The organism is Burkholderia sp. 572 (genome assembly GCF_040545135.1).
GTDB classification, from domain to species: Bacteria; Pseudomonadota; Gammaproteobacteria; order Burkholderiales; family Burkholderiaceae; genus Burkholderia; species Burkholderia cepacia.
In genome coordinates this window covers 21,301-38,487 of the sequence record NZ_JBEPLH010000027.1, presented here as the reverse complement: position 1 = coordinate 38,487, position 17,187 = coordinate 21,301, and the positions used below count along the sequence as shown (strand labels likewise).

14 protein-coding genes are annotated in these 17,187 nt (G+C 66.7%); 5 read left to right on the top strand and 9 right to left on the bottom strand.

The features are described from left to right. Position 1: 1 nt before the first annotated feature. Complete coding sequence (gene tetH, locus ABIC51_RS34735; protein WP_027790566.1) at positions 2 to 793, bottom strand: thiosulfate dehydrogenase; 792 nt, start codon at positions 791 to 793, stop codon at positions 2 to 4. A 383-nt stretch (positions 794 to 1,176) separates the two neighbouring features. Between tetH and ABIC51_RS34730 the strand changes: the two genes are divergently transcribed. Then, positions 1,177 to 2,052: a LysR family transcriptional regulator gene (locus ABIC51_RS34730; protein WP_060170533.1), complete on the top strand. Its 876-nt coding sequence runs from the start codon at positions 1,177 to 1,179 to the stop codon at positions 2,050 to 2,052. Between the two features lie 33 nt (positions 2,053 to 2,085). Here the strand turns inward: ABIC51_RS34730 and ABIC51_RS34725 are convergent, their stop codons facing one another. Both ABIC51_RS34725 and ABIC51_RS34720 read right to left on the bottom strand, forming a co-directional pair. Continuing rightward, positions 2,086 to 3,288 carry a multidrug effflux MFS transporter gene (locus ABIC51_RS34725; protein WP_354006926.1) on the bottom strand — a complete coding sequence of 401 codons (1,203 nt, stop codon included), beginning with the start codon at positions 3,286 to 3,288 and terminating at the stop codon, positions 2,086 to 2,088. A gap of 512 nt (positions 3,289 to 3,800) precedes the next feature. Continuing rightward, positions 3,801 to 5,969: a TonB-dependent siderophore receptor gene (locus ABIC51_RS34720; protein WP_354006925.1), complete on the bottom strand. Its 2,169-nt coding sequence runs from the start codon at positions 5,967 to 5,969 to the stop codon at positions 3,801 to 3,803. A gap of 397 nt (positions 5,970 to 6,366) precedes the next feature. Here ABIC51_RS34720 and ABIC51_RS34715 point away from each other — a divergent pair, with 397 nt between their 5' ends. Beyond that, positions 6,367 to 6,813 (top strand): hypothetical protein, encoded by a 447-nt coding sequence (locus ABIC51_RS34715; protein WP_027790570.1) that lies wholly within the window; start codon positions 6,367 to 6,369, stop codon positions 6,811 to 6,813. Positions 6,814 to 6,835: 22 nt separating this feature from the next. Here the strand turns inward: ABIC51_RS34715 and ABIC51_RS34710 are convergent, their stop codons facing one another. The 5 genes from ABIC51_RS34710 to ABIC51_RS34690 form a co-directional block, all read right to left on the bottom strand. Further along, complete coding sequence (locus tag ABIC51_RS34710; RefSeq protein WP_124536090.1) at positions 6,836 to 7,942, bottom strand: porin; 1,107 nt, start codon at positions 7,940 to 7,942, stop codon at positions 6,836 to 6,838. A gap of 100 nt (positions 7,943 to 8,042) precedes the next feature. Further along, a complete protein-coding gene (locus ABIC51_RS34705; RefSeq protein ID WP_175862761.1) occupies positions 8,043 to 9,386 on the bottom strand; it encodes an MFS transporter in 1,344 nt (447 codons plus the stop codon). A gap of 154 nt (positions 9,387 to 9,540) precedes the next feature. Then, entirely contained in the window at positions 9,541 to 10,596 is a 1,056-nt protein-coding gene (locus tag ABIC51_RS34700) for a Rieske 2Fe-2S domain-containing protein (RefSeq protein ID WP_354006924.1), read from the bottom strand. 64 nt (positions 10,597 to 10,660) lie between these two features. Next, complete coding sequence (locus tag ABIC51_RS34695; RefSeq protein WP_175862760.1) at positions 10,661 to 11,626, bottom strand: PDR/VanB family oxidoreductase; 966 nt, start codon at positions 11,624 to 11,626, stop codon at positions 10,661 to 10,663. Continuing rightward, positions 11,623 to 12,702, bottom strand: a complete 1,080-nt coding sequence (locus ABIC51_RS34690; RefSeq protein WP_175856197.1) for an aromatic ring-hydroxylating dioxygenase subunit alpha — start codon at positions 12,700 to 12,702, stop codon at positions 11,623 to 11,625. The genes ABIC51_RS34695 and ABIC51_RS34690 overlap by 4 nt, the downstream gene beginning before the upstream one ends. 199 nt (positions 12,703 to 12,901) lie before the next feature. On the opposite strand from ABIC51_RS34690, the gene ABIC51_RS34685 reads away from it, so the two are divergent. Further along, positions 12,902 to 13,390 (top strand): MarR family winged helix-turn-helix transcriptional regulator, encoded by a 489-nt coding sequence (locus ABIC51_RS34685; RefSeq protein ID WP_021163015.1) that lies wholly within the window; start codon positions 12,902 to 12,904, stop codon positions 13,388 to 13,390. A 53-nt stretch (positions 13,391 to 13,443) separates the two neighbouring features. On the opposite strand, the gene ABIC51_RS34680 is transcribed toward ABIC51_RS34685, so the two are convergent. Continuing rightward, positions 13,444 to 14,190 (bottom strand): TetR/AcrR family transcriptional regulator, encoded by a 747-nt coding sequence (locus ABIC51_RS34680; protein WP_119338352.1) that lies wholly within the window; start codon positions 14,188 to 14,190, stop codon positions 13,444 to 13,446. 170 nt (positions 14,191 to 14,360) lie between these two features. Between ABIC51_RS34680 and ABIC51_RS34675 the strand changes: the two genes are divergently transcribed. Next, positions 14,361 to 15,542 (top strand): isovaleryl-CoA dehydrogenase, encoded by a 1,182-nt coding sequence (locus ABIC51_RS34675; protein WP_021163017.1) that lies wholly within the window; start codon positions 14,361 to 14,363, stop codon positions 15,540 to 15,542. Positions 15,543 to 15,573: 31 nt separating this feature from the next. Then, positions 15,574 to 17,181 carry a carboxyl transferase domain-containing protein gene (locus ABIC51_RS34670; RefSeq protein WP_027790577.1) on the top strand — a complete coding sequence of 536 codons (1,608 nt, stop codon included), beginning with the start codon at positions 15,574 to 15,576 and terminating at the stop codon, positions 17,179 to 17,181. Positions 17,182 to 17,187 lie beyond the last annotated feature (6 nt).

The following is a 17,187-nucleotide window of genomic DNA, read 5'->3' as shown; positions in this document are numbered from 1 at the left end:
CTCATTTCGCGTACGTGAAGCCGGCCTGCTGCAGTTCGGGCAGTGTGCCGACCGCGCCCGGCGTGACGATTGCCGACGGGATCACGTGGTTGGTCAGGTCGGCCGCGAGCGCATCGAGCGGCAGCTTGTCGGGATTCGCGTTCGCGCCGTCGAGCCGCTCTGCGAGTTCCCAGATCGCGTTGTGGCACGACAGGAACACGACGCCGCGCTGCTGCAGCGCGGCGATGCTGTTGTCGTGCGACGAGAACGCGCCGTCAGGCGACTCGTGGTTTTGTGCGCCCTTCGATTGCGCGGGTTTCGCGTCGAGCAGCGTGTTGGCCGGAAAGGCGGCGCCGGCGAATTTCGCGAGGCCGTATTTGTCCCACGCGGCCTGGTCGAACAGTGCGAGATGCGCGCTGCCGTGCGTGGCCGATACGACGAGGAAATCCGGATGGCGATACGACCAGATCTGCGCGTTCAGCGAATTGCGCATCAGGTTCAGCCACGGGCCGCCGAGCTCGGTGTTGTCCCACACCTGCTTCGGGCCGCCGCGGTATCCGGTCAGTTCGGCGAGCGCCGCATGATCCCACTGGTCGGGACGTTCGAGGATCATCGGCACCGTCTTGAAGTCGCGCCGCCGCGGTGCGGCCGCGAGGCGGCGCGTGAGGTCGGCGAGGTGCGTGGCGCCGCCGGGCAGCAGCGCGCCGGTTTCGGGCGCGGCGGCGCGAGCGGGGCGCGCGGCGGCGAGCAGCGCGGTGCCGGCCGCAAGGCCGAGTGTCTTGAGCGCGCCTCGGCGCGCGTGCCGGTCGGACATGGGGTATCTCCCGGAATCGTTTTTGTGGGGCGTGCCGCGTTGCGGTACGGCGCTGCGGCGTCGCGAATGCGTAGCCAGTCTAGCGGCGCGCGTCCGGTACGGAAAATCGCGGTATCGGATGGGAGATATTCGGGAGGCTGATGATTGGGCGGGCGGGGTTGGGGCGATCGGTGAAACGACCATCGGTTCGGTCATTGCACTCGGCTTCGGTCGGCGAGCCCGTCGTTGAGGGGCTTCCTGCGGACGGTTCCGGTTTTGATCGGCGAATCGATCGTCCTTTTGATACGGATGGCTGATTATCCGGAACGGTCTGCACAGGATCGACTTGTATAATCGCCTCCTGCGAATGCACACATGCCTTACCGAGAGAGAGAACGTTACTCATGAATTGGGACGATGCCCGCGTTTTTCTGGCCGTTCATCGCACCGGGACGCTGCGCGAGGCCGCGGCCGTTCTCGACGTCGATCAGGCCACCGTGGGGCGACGGTTGACCGCACTCGAGAAGGCGCTCGGTGCGAAGCTGTTTCTCAAGACATCGTCAGGTTATGTCGTGACGCAGGTCGGCGAGCATTCGCTGCAGGCCGCGGAAGCGATGGAGCGGGCGGCGTGCGAATTCGAGCGTCGCGTCCAGGGCTCGGACGATCGCCTCGAAGGCGAGGTCCGGGTCACGACGACCGATTCCCTCGCGATGGATTTCGTCGTTCCCGCGATACGGGAACTGCGCCGGAAATGTCCGGCGATACACGTGATCCTGACGACGTCGGTGCAGGTGCTCAACCTGACGCGACGCGATGCGGATCTCGCGATTCGCACCGTGATGCCGGAAAACCCCGACCTCGTGCGCCGGAAGCTCGCCGAATGGGAGGTCGGGCTGTTCGCGAGCCGCGAGTATCTGGATGCGCATGGCGAGCCCGCGATCGGAGCCGCGTTCGAAGGGCATGACCTGGTCGTCTACCAGCCCGGCACGACGTCGAACCAGGGGCACGCGCTGTGCGGCGAGTCGATGGAACGCGGGCGCATCGTGGCGCAGGTGAGTTCGAGCCTGATGCTGGCGGCGTCGATCCGCTCGGGTATCGGCATCGGTGAACTCCCCGCGTATATGGCGCAAGACGACGATTCGCTCGTGCGAATCTGGCCCGACCGGACGCGAGCCGTGCCGTATCAGGTCTGGCTCGTATCGCATACCGACCTGAACCGGACGGCGCGCGTTCGGGCGGTCACCGCGGAGATCGCGGCGACGTTCGACCGTTATCGATAGCGGCCGGGGCCTCGCCCGCGCAGGGCCACGGGCTCAACGGGGGAGCGTGTCGCGCATCGAGAGCGTGCGCCGCGCGGCACACCAGCGCGGCACGATCGCGATGGTCGCGACGATCGCGAAGAACGGGATGGCCGTCGCCAGCACGTGGCTTCCGGTGCCGAGCAGGCCGCCGGACACGGTGGCGGCGAGCGACGCACTGCCGATCTGGAAGAAGCCGACCAGCCCCGACGCCGTCGCCGCGCGCCCGTGTTCGCTCGCGATGGCGCCCGAGACCGCGAGCGACAGCGACGATCCATTCGACAGGCTGACGAGCACCATCGGCATCACGACCGCGACGACGCCTTTGACGTGCCACGATTCGCACAGGGCGAACGCCACGCCGCCGGCAACGAAGCAGCCCACGCCGGCCACGACGATCGAGTCGTAGGACATCCGGTCGAGCATGCGGCGCGCAATCAGGTTGGCGGAAACGATGCCGGCGGTCAGCGGCAGATAGAGCCAGCCGCTTTGCCGTTCCGAAAGACCGAGGCCGGAGAAGATGAACGGCGACTGCGTCAGGTAGACGAACCACGCGCAATAGATCGCGCAGACGACGAGCGTGTAGCGGATGAAGGCCCGGTCCGCGAGCACGCCGGTGAAGCCGGCCAGCGGTGCGGCGCGATGTTGCCCCGGTGCGACCGGCGGCCGGGTTTCCTTCAGGCGCAACTGAACGAGCGCGAGCGCGACGACGCCGAATGCGGCGACGAAAATGAAATCGCTTCGCCACCCGAACCACGCAGCCAGATATCCGCCGATTGCGGGGGCGATTGCCGGAGACAGCGACACGAGCGGATACACGATGCTGTAGATCTTCGCGGATGCGTTCTTGTCGCAGGTGTCGGCGATGATCGCGCGACCGATGACGAGACCGGACGCCGCGCCGAGCGCTTCGAGCACGCGCCATCCGAGAAAGCTCGCGAAGCCGCCGGCGCTCGCGCAGCCGATCGAGCCAAGGATGTACAGGACGATGCCGGCCGTCAGCACGAGTTTGCGCCCCCATCGATCGGAGAGGGGGCCGTAGACCAGTTGCGCACAGGCGAGCGCGATCAGGTAAGCCGATACCGTCTGGGGCATCTGCCATGCGCCGATCGAAAATTCGTGGGCCATCGACGGCATCGCGGGCAGGTAGACGTCGGACGCGATCAGGCCGAAGGCGCTCAGCATGGAGACGACGAGGATGAGTGAGAGGTTGGACATGTTCGCAGGTGGTTGGAGCGGAGCGCGTGAGCGAATGGAGAGGTAGACGCGTATCGGGCCGCCGTGGAAAAAAAGCCGGGGCGATCATACGGCGCGCGATGCGGTAAGGGAGCGGGCGGAATTGCATCGCACGGATGCATTTTTGCGGGCGGTGAAGCGAGTGCCGGGGAGGCGTGTGAATGGTGGCGTCGGGTGCCGCGCGGGACGGCAGTCAAGCGGAATCCGGCGCTGGTGTGGGCGGCGAGCAACGGGAAGATTCGCTGTCGTTCCTGCTTCGCCGGCGGATCGGACGATGTTCGGTCGCCGCGTCGTTGGTGGTTGTCCGGCACAACGCGCGCGGAGTCGCGGTGACCGCTTGCGAAGCGGCAAGGATGCTTCGCTGGAGCAAGGGGCGAGCCGCTACGCGTCGCGAGCGGCTGCGAATGCGGGCGTGGTGCATGGGCCGCCGCGTTTGGGCCGGCCCATGCACGCATCGGGCGATCGGAACGTCAGACCATCAGAACGTCAGACCATCAGAACGACACCGTCGTCGTCAGCGTGACGAGCCGCGGCTCGCCGACCGCGACGATCAGGTTGTTGTTGCTCGACGGGTAGTAGGTCTTGTCGAGCAGATTCTTCACGTTGAGCTGGAAGCGCGTCGGGAACTTGCCGATCGTCGTTTCGTAGGCTGCGAAGGCATCGACGGTCACATAGCCGGGCAGCGTGAAGCTGTTCGCCGTGTCGCCGGAGCGTGCGCCGACGAGACGCGCGCCGCCGCCGAAGCGCCAGCGGCCGGGCAGATTCGCGATGGCCGTGTCGTACACGGCGAACAGGCTGCCCGTGTGGCGCGCGACGTTCGTGAGCGGGGTGTTGCTGTCGCGATCGGTCGCGTTCGTATACGCATAGCTGCCGATCACGCTCAGGTGGCGCGTGATCTGCCCGGCGACGTCGAGCTCGATCCCGCGCGAGCGCGCGGTGCCGATCGTCGACGTGATGTCGCCGACCGTGACCGCGACGTTGCGCTTGTCGATCTGGTAGACCGCGAGCGTGCCGGTGATCGCGGGCTTCAGGCTGAACTTCAGCCCGGCCTCGAGCACGCGGCCGTATTCCGGCGCGAGCGGCGCGGCGACGTTCGATGCGACGTTCGGCTTGAACGAGCGGCTCACGTTCGCGTAGGCGGTCAGCGCCGGCGTGAGCGCGTAGGCAAGCCCGAACTGCGGCAGCCAGACGCTGCCGCGCGAGCGGTCGGCGAACACGAACGGCCGCCCCATCCCCGATTCCTGCTGCCAGTTTTCCCAGCGCAGCCCGCCCACCGCGGTGAGGCGGTCGGTGATCTTCACCGAGTCCTGCACGATCGTCGAATACGCATGCACGACCGAGCGCGAATCGCTTTGCTTCGCGTTGGGCGTGCCGCCCGCCGCGAGCAGGCCGTACACGGGATCGTAGAGATTGAAGCCCGTCGTCGCCTTGCCGCGGTTCGTGTCGCCGCGGAAGCTGCGCTGCCGTTCGTATTCGCCGCCGATGTAGATCGCGTGGTTCATCCCGGCGAGCGTCACGTTGCCGAGCAGGCCGAGCGTCGCGATCTGGTCGGAGTCGTTGCGGCCGAGGTTCGCATCGGACGAGCGCGTCATCGCACCGGTCTTGCTGTTGAACGCGGTGGCGCGCGTGATGGTTTGGTCGTAGCGGTCGCGGCCCCAGCCGTAGGTCGCGCGTACGCGCCATGCATCGGAGAAGCGGTGCTCGATGCGCGTCCGCAGCGTTTCCTGGATGCCGCTGCTTTGCGACCATGCTTCTTCGTAGCGGCGATAGCGCAACGCATCGTCGAGCTGGCCGTTCACGAGCACGGTGCCGCGATCGAACGGCATCGTGTAGTCGACGTACTGATAGCTGACGTCGACCGACGTGTTCGCGTCGTGCCACGACAGCGCGGGTGCGATCAGCGCGTTGCGTTCGCGGCCGAAGCTGCGCCAGTAGCGGCTCGTGTCGTATTCGCCGGTCAGCCGGAACGCGAGCGTGCCGCCCGCGACCTGGCCCGGCTTGCCGAGCGGCCCCGTGAGATCGAACTGCGCGTTGCTGCCGCCGTGGCTCGTGCGCGATGCGGAGATCGAGCCGCCGAACGTGTCTTCCGGCTTGCGCGTGACGAGGTTGATCACGCCGCCGGGATCCTGCATCCCGTACAGCAGCGAAGCGGGGCCCTTCAGCACCTCGACGCGGTCGATCGTCGCGAGATAGCTGTGCAGCACCGGCGTGCGCACGCCGTCGACCAGCACGGAGCCGTCGTTGTTCGACCCGAAGCCGCGCTTGATGAACGCGTCGCGCGTGCCGCCGAGCGTGTTGGTTTGCGTCACGCCGCTGATGTTGCCGAGCACGTCGTCGAGCGAACGCGCCTGCTGGTCCTGCATCACGCTGCTGCTGACCACCGCGACCGATTGCGGAATCTCTTTCAACGGACGGTCGTTGCCGCCCGCGATGCTGCTGGTGCGCGGCTGGTAGCCGATGGTCGGGTCTACGGTCGACGATGCGTTGACGTTGATGGCGGGGAGTTCTTTCCCGGCCGGCGTTGCGGGTGCCGATGCAGTTGCACCGGCTTCGGCGTTGGCCGCATGCGCGCCGCTTGCGACGCAAAGGGTAATCAGGGCAGGCAGGCTCGAGCGCCACGGACGCGGGGTCCGGACGCGGCGGGGCGTTCGACGGGATGGCATGAATCGATACAGGAGGGAATGCTAAGGATCGTGTCGCGGGCCGCGGCGTTTCGTTACGGCCAAGGCGTGCATGATATATGTAATGAGAATCATTTGCAATTGTAATGACATGATTGTCGAGCTCGGGCGTTGGTTGCCGGGCTGGCGGCCGTCTGCTACCGTAGCGGCCAAAATCAGACGCAGTGAAATTCAACGAGAGAGCCGGGGGCCGCACCATGTCATCTTCCTGTCACGTCGCGTTCCGCGCGACGCCACGCACCGCGCACGACCACGCGGGCGATGAAGTGATCGCAGCCGTCATCCGCCATTCGAACGATTAAAGCAACGGAAGCGAGTTCATCCGGCGTTGCGCCGGGCTTCAATCACTTCAACCACCACGCTAGACGGGAGACCACCCATGAAGAAGATTTCCGCGCCGTTCGCGGCGGCCGCGCTTGCGGCCTGCGCGCTGCTGGCAGGCATTCACCAGGCTGCTTGCGCGGCTTCCGATGCCGACCCCGCGATCGACGCGCACTACGGCGCCGTGATCGAGGCCTACACGCAGGACGCGACCGCGGCGAAGTCGAAGTACGACGGCAAGCGCCTCGCGTTCGTCGGCGCCGTGATCCGGATGGGCAGCGATCCGGGCGGCACTTACTTCGGCGCGCTGACGGCCGACGGCGAGCAGTTCGATACGCATTTCGACGTGGCCGACCAGGATGCGCTGAAGCCGAAATTCCCCGGCGGCGAAATCAAGCCGTTCGTCACGTCGACGGCGTTCCGCTTCAGCTGCGTGAACGAAGGCTATATCGATGCGCCCGTGTTGCCGGGCCTGAAGCTGGCCCACTGCCGTCTCGCCAACTGACCGGCGCACGCGCATCCGGCGTTCAGAACTTCTGCTGGATGCCGGCCATCACGCCGAGCTGGTTCATCCCGGTGCCGACCGTCCCGCCCGCGGCGACCGCGTTCGCGGCCAGCGTGCTGTTGAACATGTAGCCCACCGACGTATAGACGGTCGTCCGCTTCGACAGGAAATAGTTCGCGCGGCCGACGAGCAGCGTCGCGTTCGTGCCGCCTTCGCTGTTTTCCCGGCGTTGCAGGTAGCGGACGCCCTGAAGGTCGAGCGCGAGGTAGGGCGTCGCGTAGTACGTGCCGCCGGCGAACACGATATCGGCCTGCAGGTGCTCGGCCGCCGCGAGGTTGCGGCGGATCCACCCGGCGCCCAGTTTCGCGGGGCCGATCTTCACGTAGCCGGCGACGATGTCGCGCGTGTCGGTGTACGCCGGATTGTTCAGCGGCGCGAGCGCACCACCGCCGCCGCGCATCACGTCGTGCGACGCGGCGAGCCCGAAATTGCTCGCGTCATAGGCGAGCATCGCCGTGTATTGGCGGCAAGCGACGATGTCGCCGGGCACCTGTCCGGCGCAGCCCGTCGCCGACGGCCCGGCCGGTCCGGCCGCGTCGCGGCCGAAGCTGTAGGTGGCGCCGAGCGTTACCCCGTGGAACGTGCCCTTGTAGCCGATCGCATTGTCGCTGCGCGCGTTCGGCAGATAGGAATCGAAATCCGCCATCGAGTGAATCGACGGGCCGATCACGTCCGCATTGGTCAGCACGATCATCGACATGTTCATCTGGCGGCCGAGGGTCAGCGCGCCGAACGGACTGTTCACGCCTACGTTCGCCTGTCGCCCGAACAGGCGCCCGCCGTAGTTCAGTGCGCCCGTGCCGGGCTGGAAGCCGTTCTCGAGCACGAAGAAAGCCTGGTAGCCGCCGCCGAGATCCTCCGTGCCCCTCAACCCCCAGCGTGACGGCACTTCGCCGGTCAGTGTCGGCATACCCGTGAACGATCCGCCATGTGCGGCGTTGTTGTAGTAGGACACGCCGGTATCGATGATCCCGTACAGCGTGATGCTGCTTTGTGCGCAGGCCGGTCCGGCCAGCGCCAGCGTCAGTGCCATCGCCGTCGCGAGTGCGGCGCCCAGTTTCGTTTTCATGGCTGTCTCCAAACAGTATGTAGATATGCTTATCGATATTTTTATGGCCCGAGCCGATCCGGGGTGCCGACGGGTATCGGCAAGGCTGCGGCGTCGTGCGTTACGACATCGCCGGGTCGCGTTGCCTGCGCGGTGCCACGGCGCGCGTACCCGCCACGGCGACGGCGATCGCCGCGCCGGCCATCGGCACGAGGAACGCGAGATACAGATGGGACACGGACCAGCCGTCGTCCAGCAGCGCACCGACCGTCATCGGCGACAGGATCGCGCCGAGGCGGCCGATGCCGACTGCGAGGCCGATGCCAGTCGTGCGGATTTCGGCGGGATACGGCGTCGGCGACAACGCATACATGCCGGCCACGCACGCATTGATCACGGCGCCGAGGAATACCCCGACCGTCATCCCGATCCCGAGCGAGCCGGTGTTCGCGCCGAACACGGCCATCAATACGCCGCCGAGCAGCAGCGTCGCGCCGAGCAGGTTACGGAGGCCGAACCGTGTCGACAGCAGGCTGAAGAGCGATGCGCCGGCAATGCCGCCGAGATTGAGCAGCACGCCCCCGGTGACCCCCTGCGATGCCGACAACCCGGCCTGAACCAGCAGCTTCGGTGTCCAGCTCACGACGAAGTAGAAGCTGCCCATCACGAGAAAGAATGCGATCCACAACGCGATCGTGCGGCGCGTCAGCGGCGCGCGCAGCACGGCCGTCCAGCTCGACGCGGCGTTCGCCGAGCCGATGGAGGCAGTCGCCGCCGGCAGCATGTCGATCGGCGCGCGCTTCATTCTCGCGAGGATGCGGTTGATTTTCTGCAGCGCGTTGTCGGGACGCCTTGCCAGCAGGAAGTCGAGCGATTCCGGCAGCAATGCGAGCACCATCGGGATCGACATCAAGGTCAGGATGCCGCCGAACGCGAACACGCTGCGCCATCCCCACGTCGACAGCAGGTAGCCGGCGATGACGCCGCCGCCGGTCGCGCCGATCGCGTAGCCGGTCGACTGCATGCCGATCGCGGCGCTGCGCCATTTGTTCGATGCGTATTCGCCGCTGATGACGGTCAGGCTCGCCAGCATGCCGCCGATGCCGAGCCCCGTATACGCACGCGTGACGGCAAGTTGAAGCGTGCTGTGCGTGGCCGCGCAGGCCAGCATCCCGGTCGAGATCACCGCGAGGCAGAGCAGGATGATGCGGCGGCGGCCGACGCGGTCGGCGAGCGGCGCGATCAGCACCGAGCCGATGCCCATGCCCGCCAGCCCGGCGCTCAGCAGCAGGCCGATTTCCTTGCCGCTCAGTTTCCACTCGGCCGCCAGGTGCGGCGCGGCGAACGCGATGGCCAGCACGTCGAAGCCGTCGAGCATGTTCAGCACGACGCAGGCGGTGACCGCCATCGTCTGGAACGTGCTCATCGGGGATTCGTCGATCGTATTGCGGATGTTTGCACTCACGTCAAAGATCCTTGTAAATAGTATGACTAATTAAATGGGGTGAAATCGAAGCCGGTGATGGCGAATGGGACGAAAGCGATTGAACGGGCCGACGGGGCATCCCGCGGAGCGCCCGTCGCGACCGGCGGGTGTTGTCGGCGGGGCGGCGCGATGCTTAAGCGGGTTCGAGCAGCAGCCGCTCGATCACGCGCCGCGCGCGATTGGGGCCCGCGTCGACGTGAATGTCGATCTGGCGGCCGCCGGGGAACCGCAGCTGGTTCCGGTACTGCGCTTCGATCACGGTCTTGTCCTCGTCGAACGTCGCCGCGGATTGCTCGATGACCGCTTGCGCGACGCGCTCGACGTCGTGTTGCGGATTGGTCGCGACGGTCCAGAAGTAGTGCGTCGTCGTTTCCGTTTCGGGCGTGATGCCGTGGAAGCCGCGCATGTGAAAGCCGCCGCGTGCCGGATCGTGCAGGTCGCCGGTTCCGGCGTCCATCGCGCCCGTCCAGATCCGGATGTGCGACACGTGGAATTCGATTTCCTGCCAGCGATCGACGCGGCCCGCGAACGGCCACGCGGCGGTATAGGTTGGCGGCGGGTCGGAATCCGGCATCCGGCGAACCAGCGTCACGGTATCGCCGTCGCTGCTGACGCGGGTTTCCGCACCCATGTGCAGCGCCGCGTTGCCGCCGATCGTTTTCAGATGGACATAGCCGAGGTGGCTCAGGTCCATCAGGTTGTCGTGAATCAGTTGATACGGTGCGTCGTAGTGGTAGTGGCCGCCGCCGAACCGGTATTGCGGATCGGCATGGAACGCATAGTGTGGCGGCGCGTTTGTCGGTTGAGCGTGCGCGTCGGCGCCGATCCAGATCCACACGATGGCGTCCTGTTCCCGTACCGGATACGACGACACGCACGCCTTCGCCGGAATCCGGTCCTGGCCGGGAATCTCCACGCACGTGCCGTCGCGGTCGAACAACAGGCCGTGATAGCCGCAGCGCAGGCCGCGCGATTCGAGCGAGCCGCACGACAACGGCAGCGACTTGTGGCAGCAGCGATCCTCCAGCGCGCCGACTTCCCCGGACGGCAACCGGAACAGGACGACCGGGCGGCCGAGGAGCGTGCGGGCGACGGGTTTGTCCGTCAGTTCGGATGACAGCGCGGCGACCCACCATCGGTCGACCGGGAACTGAGTAGTATTGATCGGTGCCCGGGCATGTTGCTCCATTGATCGTCTCCAGTATTGTGGTTGGCCGCCGCGAGTCGGGCGGTCCGTCTACCGATTTGCAGACCTACAGATCGAGGACCAGCAGGTCGCTTCGCGATCGCGAGCAGCACGGCATGAACTGGTCGCCGGCTGCCTGTTCCGCTTCCGTCAGATACGAGTCGCGATGATCGGGCTCGCCTTCGAGCACACGCGTCGCGCAGGTGCCGCATACGCCTTGCTCGCACGACGTCAGCACGTCGACGCCGTTCGCCGCCAGCGCCGCGATGACCGTGCATTCGGCCGGCACGTCGATCACCATGCCGCTGCTCGCGATCCGAACCTGGAACGCACGGTCCGCGCCGGACGACGCAACCGCGCCGCCGAAGAACTCGTAGTGCAGCCGCGCTTCGGCCCAGTTGCGCTCGCGCGCGGCGTTCAGCACTGCGTCCATGAAGCCGCGCGGGCCGCATACGTACAGGTGCGTGCCTGCGGGCGCGGCGGCGAGCACGGCGGCGAGGTCGAAGCGTTGCTCGGGGGCGCCGTCGTCGACGTGGAGGCGGGCGCGATCGCGAAACCCGGCCGCGTTGATCCGCTCGACGAAGGCCATGCGATCGGTCGAGCGCGCGCAGTAATGCATGTCGAACGGCGTGCCGGACGAGAACAGCCGTTCCGCCATGCTGAGGATCGGCGTGACGCCGATCCCGCCCGCGAGCAGCAGGTGGTGCGGAGCGTCGGGGGCGAGCGGAAACTGGTTGCGTGGCATGCCGATCCGCAGGGTATCGCCTTGCCGGACTTCGTCGTGGATCGCGCGCGACCCGCCGCGGCCATCAGCATCGCGCAGCACGGCGATCTGATAGCGATCGGCATGTTCCGGGTGATTGCACAGCGAGTACTGGCGCACGAGCCCGCCCGGCAAATGCACGTCGATATGGGCGCCGGCTTCAAAGCCCGGCAACGGCGAACCGTCGTCGCTGACGAATTCGAAACCGCAGATGTCGCGCGCTTCCTGCCACTTGCGGGCCACCCGGACCGTCAAGGTCGCGGCGCTCATGACGCCTCCTTGATTTGCGCGACCGGAATCACGGGCCGCTGCGGGCTCGCCGCGTTTTCTTCGGCGAGCAGCCGTTCGATCACCTTGCGCGACAGCACGCCGCCGGCGTCGATGTTGAGTTTGAGCAGCTTGCGGTCCGGCCACTGCTCGAGGTTGAGCTGCTGGCGTTCGAGCATATCGAGATCCTCGGCGAAGATCTTGCCCTGGCCTTCGCGGATTTCGGCGGTCAGCGCGTGATCGTCGGGCCGGAAGTTGCGCGCCATGCCCCAGAAGTACCAGATCGAGGTGTCCGTCTCGGGCGTGATGAAGTCGACCACGATCGACGACGCCTTCGACTCGGCCGGCGCGTCGTAGCCGCCGTGGCCCGCATGGGCGACGCCCACTTCGATCATCACGTGGCTCGGCGGCGTGAAGCGGCAGATCTGCCAGCGGTCGACCGGCACGTCGTCGGCGAGCCCGTTGCCGCGCAGCGCCATCCGCCAGAACGGCGGCGGCATCACGTTCTCCATGAAGCGGCTCGTGACGACTTCGTCGCCGCGGCTGACCGTCTTCGGCGGCGCTTCGTCGATCTCCTTCTGGCCGATGCTCGACGCATGCACGTAGGTTTCGTGCGTGAGGTCCATCAGGTTGTCGATCATCAGCCGGTAATCGCAATGGATGTGATAGAGGCCGCCACCGTGCGCCCAGGCCGGGTCTTCGGCCCAGGCCAGCGCGGGCAGTTTGGCGGGATCGGCTTCCGTCGCATTGCCCGGCCAGACCCAGACGAATCCGTACCGCTCGATCACCGGGAAGCTGCGAATCGGCGGGAAGCCGCCGACGCGCTGGCCCGGCATGCCGGACGCCTTGCCGTCGCAGCCCATTTCCAGCCCGTGATAACCGCACACGAGCACGCCGTCGCGCACGAATCCCAACGACAGCGGCGCGCCGCGGTGCGGGCAGAAGTCCTCGAGCGCGGCGACCCGGCCGTCCGCCGCGCGGTAAAACACCATCGACTCGTTGCAGATCTTGCGGCCCAGAGGCTTGCCGTCGATTTCATCGGGCGTGCATGCCACATACCAAGCGTTCTTGAGAAACACGTTCGTCGTCTCCTTCGGGGCGGTGCCGCTGACATGCGGCAGTTCTTCATTCCGTGTACTGAATGAGATTCAGTGTACGCATTGAGATTGGCCGGAGCAAGGCGAGCGGTATACTGGTTTTCCCGGGAAATGGCGCGAGGCAGCGCCATGCCGTCGGCGCGCGCAACCGGCGCGCGCCGCCTATGTCATCGACTCATTCATGGAAAAAACGAATCCCGCCGACGCGCCGGCTTTCCCGCTCGACCTGTACGACGAGCCGGGGCACCTGATCCGGCGCGCGCACCAGATTGCCGTCGCGATGTTCTACGAGAAGCTGGGCCGGGACGTGACGCCGGTGCAGTACGCCGTCCTGCGGATGCTCTACGAGTGTCCGGGGCTCGATCAGGTGACGCTGGCGCAGCGGGTGGCGCTCGACACGTCGACGACGGCCGACCTCGCGGTCCGGCTCGAAGCGAAAGGATTGATCGTTCGCGAAGTGCTGCCGCGGCGTCAGCGGCGCCTGCTGCTGACACCGACGGGCGTCGAACTGCTCACGCGCCTGATTCCGTCAGTGCAGGAGCTGCGTGCCGGCCTGTTCGACGGGATGGGCGAGGAAGATTCGCAGGAACTCGTACGCCTGTTGCGCAAGTTCGTTCATTTGAACAACGAGCAGAGCCGCGCGCCGCTGCGCGTCGGCGAGGATTCGTAGCGGTCGGTTACGCGCGGCGCACGATACGACGTACGCCGGGCCGCGCCCTTGCGTCACGGGCGTGACGCTTCCCCTTCCAGCCGGCGCACGGCTTCCGCCACTTCATTCCTGAACCGCACGAGCGCCGCCTGTTCCGGCGCCGGCGGCTGCACGGCGGCCCACAGCATGTCGACGAGCTGCGTGGCCGTCGTTTCCGTGTCGAGCTTGCGGTGCCCGAGGATCGCATCCCACAGCACGTGCTCGATCGGCCCGAACACCATCGAGCGCAGCAGGCTCAGCGGCAGGTCGGTACGTACCTGCCCGGCTGCCTGGCCGCGCGCGAGCACGTCCATCAGCGGCGCGGTGTAGCGGCGCTGCAGCGCGGTGAGTTCGTCGCTCAGCGCATGCTGCTTCGCGCGGCCCTCCGACAGCACCAGTGCGCACAGGCCCGTGCCGTTCACCAGCATCAGCCGCAGGTGGGTGCGCACGATGAACGCGAACTGCTGCTGCACCGACGCTTCCTGCGGCATCCCGTGCTCGAACGCCGCGATGTTTTCGTCGTACCAATCCGCGATGACGCGCGCGCACAGCTCGCGCTTGCCGCGGAAGTAGCTGAACACCGTCGCCTCCGATACGCCCACGCGCTGCGCGATCTCGGCGGCCGTCGCATGCTCGTAACCCTTTTCGGCGAACACTTCCCGGCCGGCGCGCAGAATGTCCTGCACGCGTTGCTGGGATTTGCGCCCGGCGGGCGCGCGCGACGTGTCGGCGCGATCGGCTTTGACGGTGGCGGTCATGGTGTCTGCGGTAGCGGCTGTCATCTCGGCATGATATCTGAGTGTCACTCAAAAAACTATTGACGCCGAACCCGGCGAGGCGCGAAACTGTGCAAAATTTACGCTGTATTGGTCAATGAATCGGTGCATTCATTCGATTTGAGCGAAACTCAGAAATCAGTGGATGCCACACACTTTCTGGAGACGGAGGAGACATGATCAACTTGCCCGGTGTGCAATTCATGCTCGGTGAAGACATCGAGATGCTGCGCGACGCCGTCGCGACGTTCGCGGCGAAGGAAATCACGCCGCGCGCGGCGGAGGTCGACCGCACCGACCAGTTTCCGATGGATCTGTGGAAGAAGTTCGGCGATCTCGGCGTGCTGGGCATGACGGTGGCCGAGGAATACGGCGGCGCGAACATGGGCTACACCGCGCACATGGTCGCGATGGAGGAGATCTCGCGCGCCTCGGCGTCGATCGGCCTGTCGTACGGCGCGCACTCGAACCTGTGCGTGAACCAGATCCACCGCAACGGCACCGAGGCTCAAAAGCAGAAATACCTGCCGAAGCTCGTGTCGGGCGAACACATCGGCGCGCTCGCGATGAGCGAGCCGAATGCCGGCTCGGACGTCGTCAGCATGAAGCTGCGCGCCGACAAGCGCGGCGATCGCTACGTGCTGAACGGCACGAAGATGTGGATCACCAACGGGCCCGATTGCGACACGCTGGTCGTCTACGCGAAGACCGACCTCGAAGCCGGCCCGCGCGGCATTACCGCGTTCATCGTCGAGAAGGGGATGAAGGGCTTCTCGGTCGCGCAGAAGCTCGACAAGCTCGGCATGCGCGGCTCGCACACGGGCGAGCTGGTGTTCCAGGACGTCGAAGTGCCGGAGGAAAACATCCTCGGCCAGCTCAACGGCGGCGTGAAGGTGCTGATGAGCGGCCTGGACTACGAGCGCGCCGTGCTGTCGGGCGGCCCGACGGGCATCATGGCCGCGTGTCTCGACGCGGTGGTGCCGTACATCCACGACCGCAAGCAGTTCGGCCAGGCGATCGGCGAATTCCAGCTGATCCAGGGCAAGGTCGCCGACATGTACACCACGTTCCAGGCGTGCCGCGCGTATCTGTACGCGGTCGGCCGCCACCTCGATTCGGCCGGCAGCGACCACATCCGCCAGGTGCGCAAGGACTGCGCGGGCGTGATCCTCTATACGGCCGAGAAGGCGACGTGGATGGCCGGCGAGGCGATCCAGATCCTCGGCGGCAACGGCTACATCAACGAATACCCGGTCGGCCGCCTGTGGCGCGATGCGAAGCTGTACGAGATCGGCGCCGGCACGAGCGAGATCCGCCGGATGCTGATCGGCCGCGAGCTGTTCGCGGAAACGATGTAACGCCCCACGTCACGCGAACGGAGCCCCGTCGATGCCGATCATCGAATCGAAACTGAACCCGCGCTCGGAAGACTTCCGCGCGAATGCCGCCGCGCTCGAGGCGGTCGTCGCCGATCTGCGCGCGAAGATCGAACAGCTCGCGCAGGGCGGCGGCCAGGCCGCGCGCGACAAGCACCTGGCGCGCGGCAAGCTGCTGCCGCGCGACCGCATCGCGCAACTGCTCGATCCGGGTGCGCCGTTCCTCGAGTTCTCGCAGCTCGCGGCGAACGGCATGTACAACGACGACGCGCCGGGCGCGGGCGTCATCACCGGGATCGGCCGGATCGCCGGCCGCGAGTGCGTGATCGTGTGCAACGACGCGACGGTCAAGGGCGGCACCTATTACCCGGTCACCGTGAAGAAGCACGTGCGCGCGCAGGAGATCGCCGCGGAAAACCGGCTGCCGTGCGTGTACCTCGTCGATTCGGGCGGTGCGAACCTGCCGAACCAGGACGACGTGTTTCCCGACCGCGACCACTTCGGCCGCATCTTCTTCAACCAGGCGACGATGTCGGCCGCGGGAATCGCGCAGATCGCCGTCGTGATGGGCTCGTGCACGGCGGGCGGCGCGTACGTGCCGGCGATGAGCGACGAGTCGATCATCGTGAAGGAGCAGGGCACGATTTTCCTGGGCGGCCCGCCGCTCGTGAAGGCCGCGACCGGCGAGGAAGTGAGTGCCGAGGATCTCGGCGGCGGCGATGTGCATACGCGCCTGTCGGGCGTGGCCGACCATCTCGCGCAGAACGACGCGCATGCGCTGTCGATCGCGCGCAACATCGTCGATCATCTCGCGCCGAAGATCGCGTCGCCGGTCGCGCTGCGCGAGCCGAAGCCGCCGCGCTACGACGCGAAGAGCCTGTACGGCGTGATCCCGGTCGATACGCGCAAGCCGTTCGACGTGCGCGAGGTGATCGCGCGCATCGTCGACGATTCGGAGTTCGACGAATTCAAGGCGCGCTACGGCACGACGCTCGTTACCGGTTTCGCGCACATCTGGGGCCACCCGGTCGGGATCGTCGCGAACAACGGCATCCTGTTCTCCGAATCGGCCGTGAAGGGCGCGCATTTCATCGAGCTGTGCTGCCAGCGCAAGATTCCGCTCGTGTTCCTGCAGAACATCACGGGCTTCATGGTCGGCCGCAAGTACGAGAACGAAGGCATCGCGCGGCACGGCGCGAAGATGGTGACCGCCGTGTCGAACGCGAAGGTGCCGAAGTTCACGGTGATCATCGGCGGCTCGTTCGGCGCCGGCAACTACGGGATGTGCGGCCGCGCATTCGGCCCGCGCTTCCTGTGGATGTGGCCGAACGCGCGGATCTCGGTGATGGGCGGCGAGCAGGCCGCTTCGGTGCTCGCGACGGTGCGCCGCGACGGCATCGAGGCGAAGGGCGGTTCGTGGTCCGCCGAGGAAGAGGACGCGTTCAAGCAGCCGATCCGCGACCAGTACGAGCGCCAGGGCCATCCGTATTACGCGAGCGCGCGGCTGTGGGACGACGGCGTGATCGACCCGGCGCAGACGCGCGACGTGCTCGGGCTCGGCCTGGCCGCATCGATGAACGCGCCGATCGAAGACACGCGCTTCGGCGTGTTCCGCATGTAACGGCCG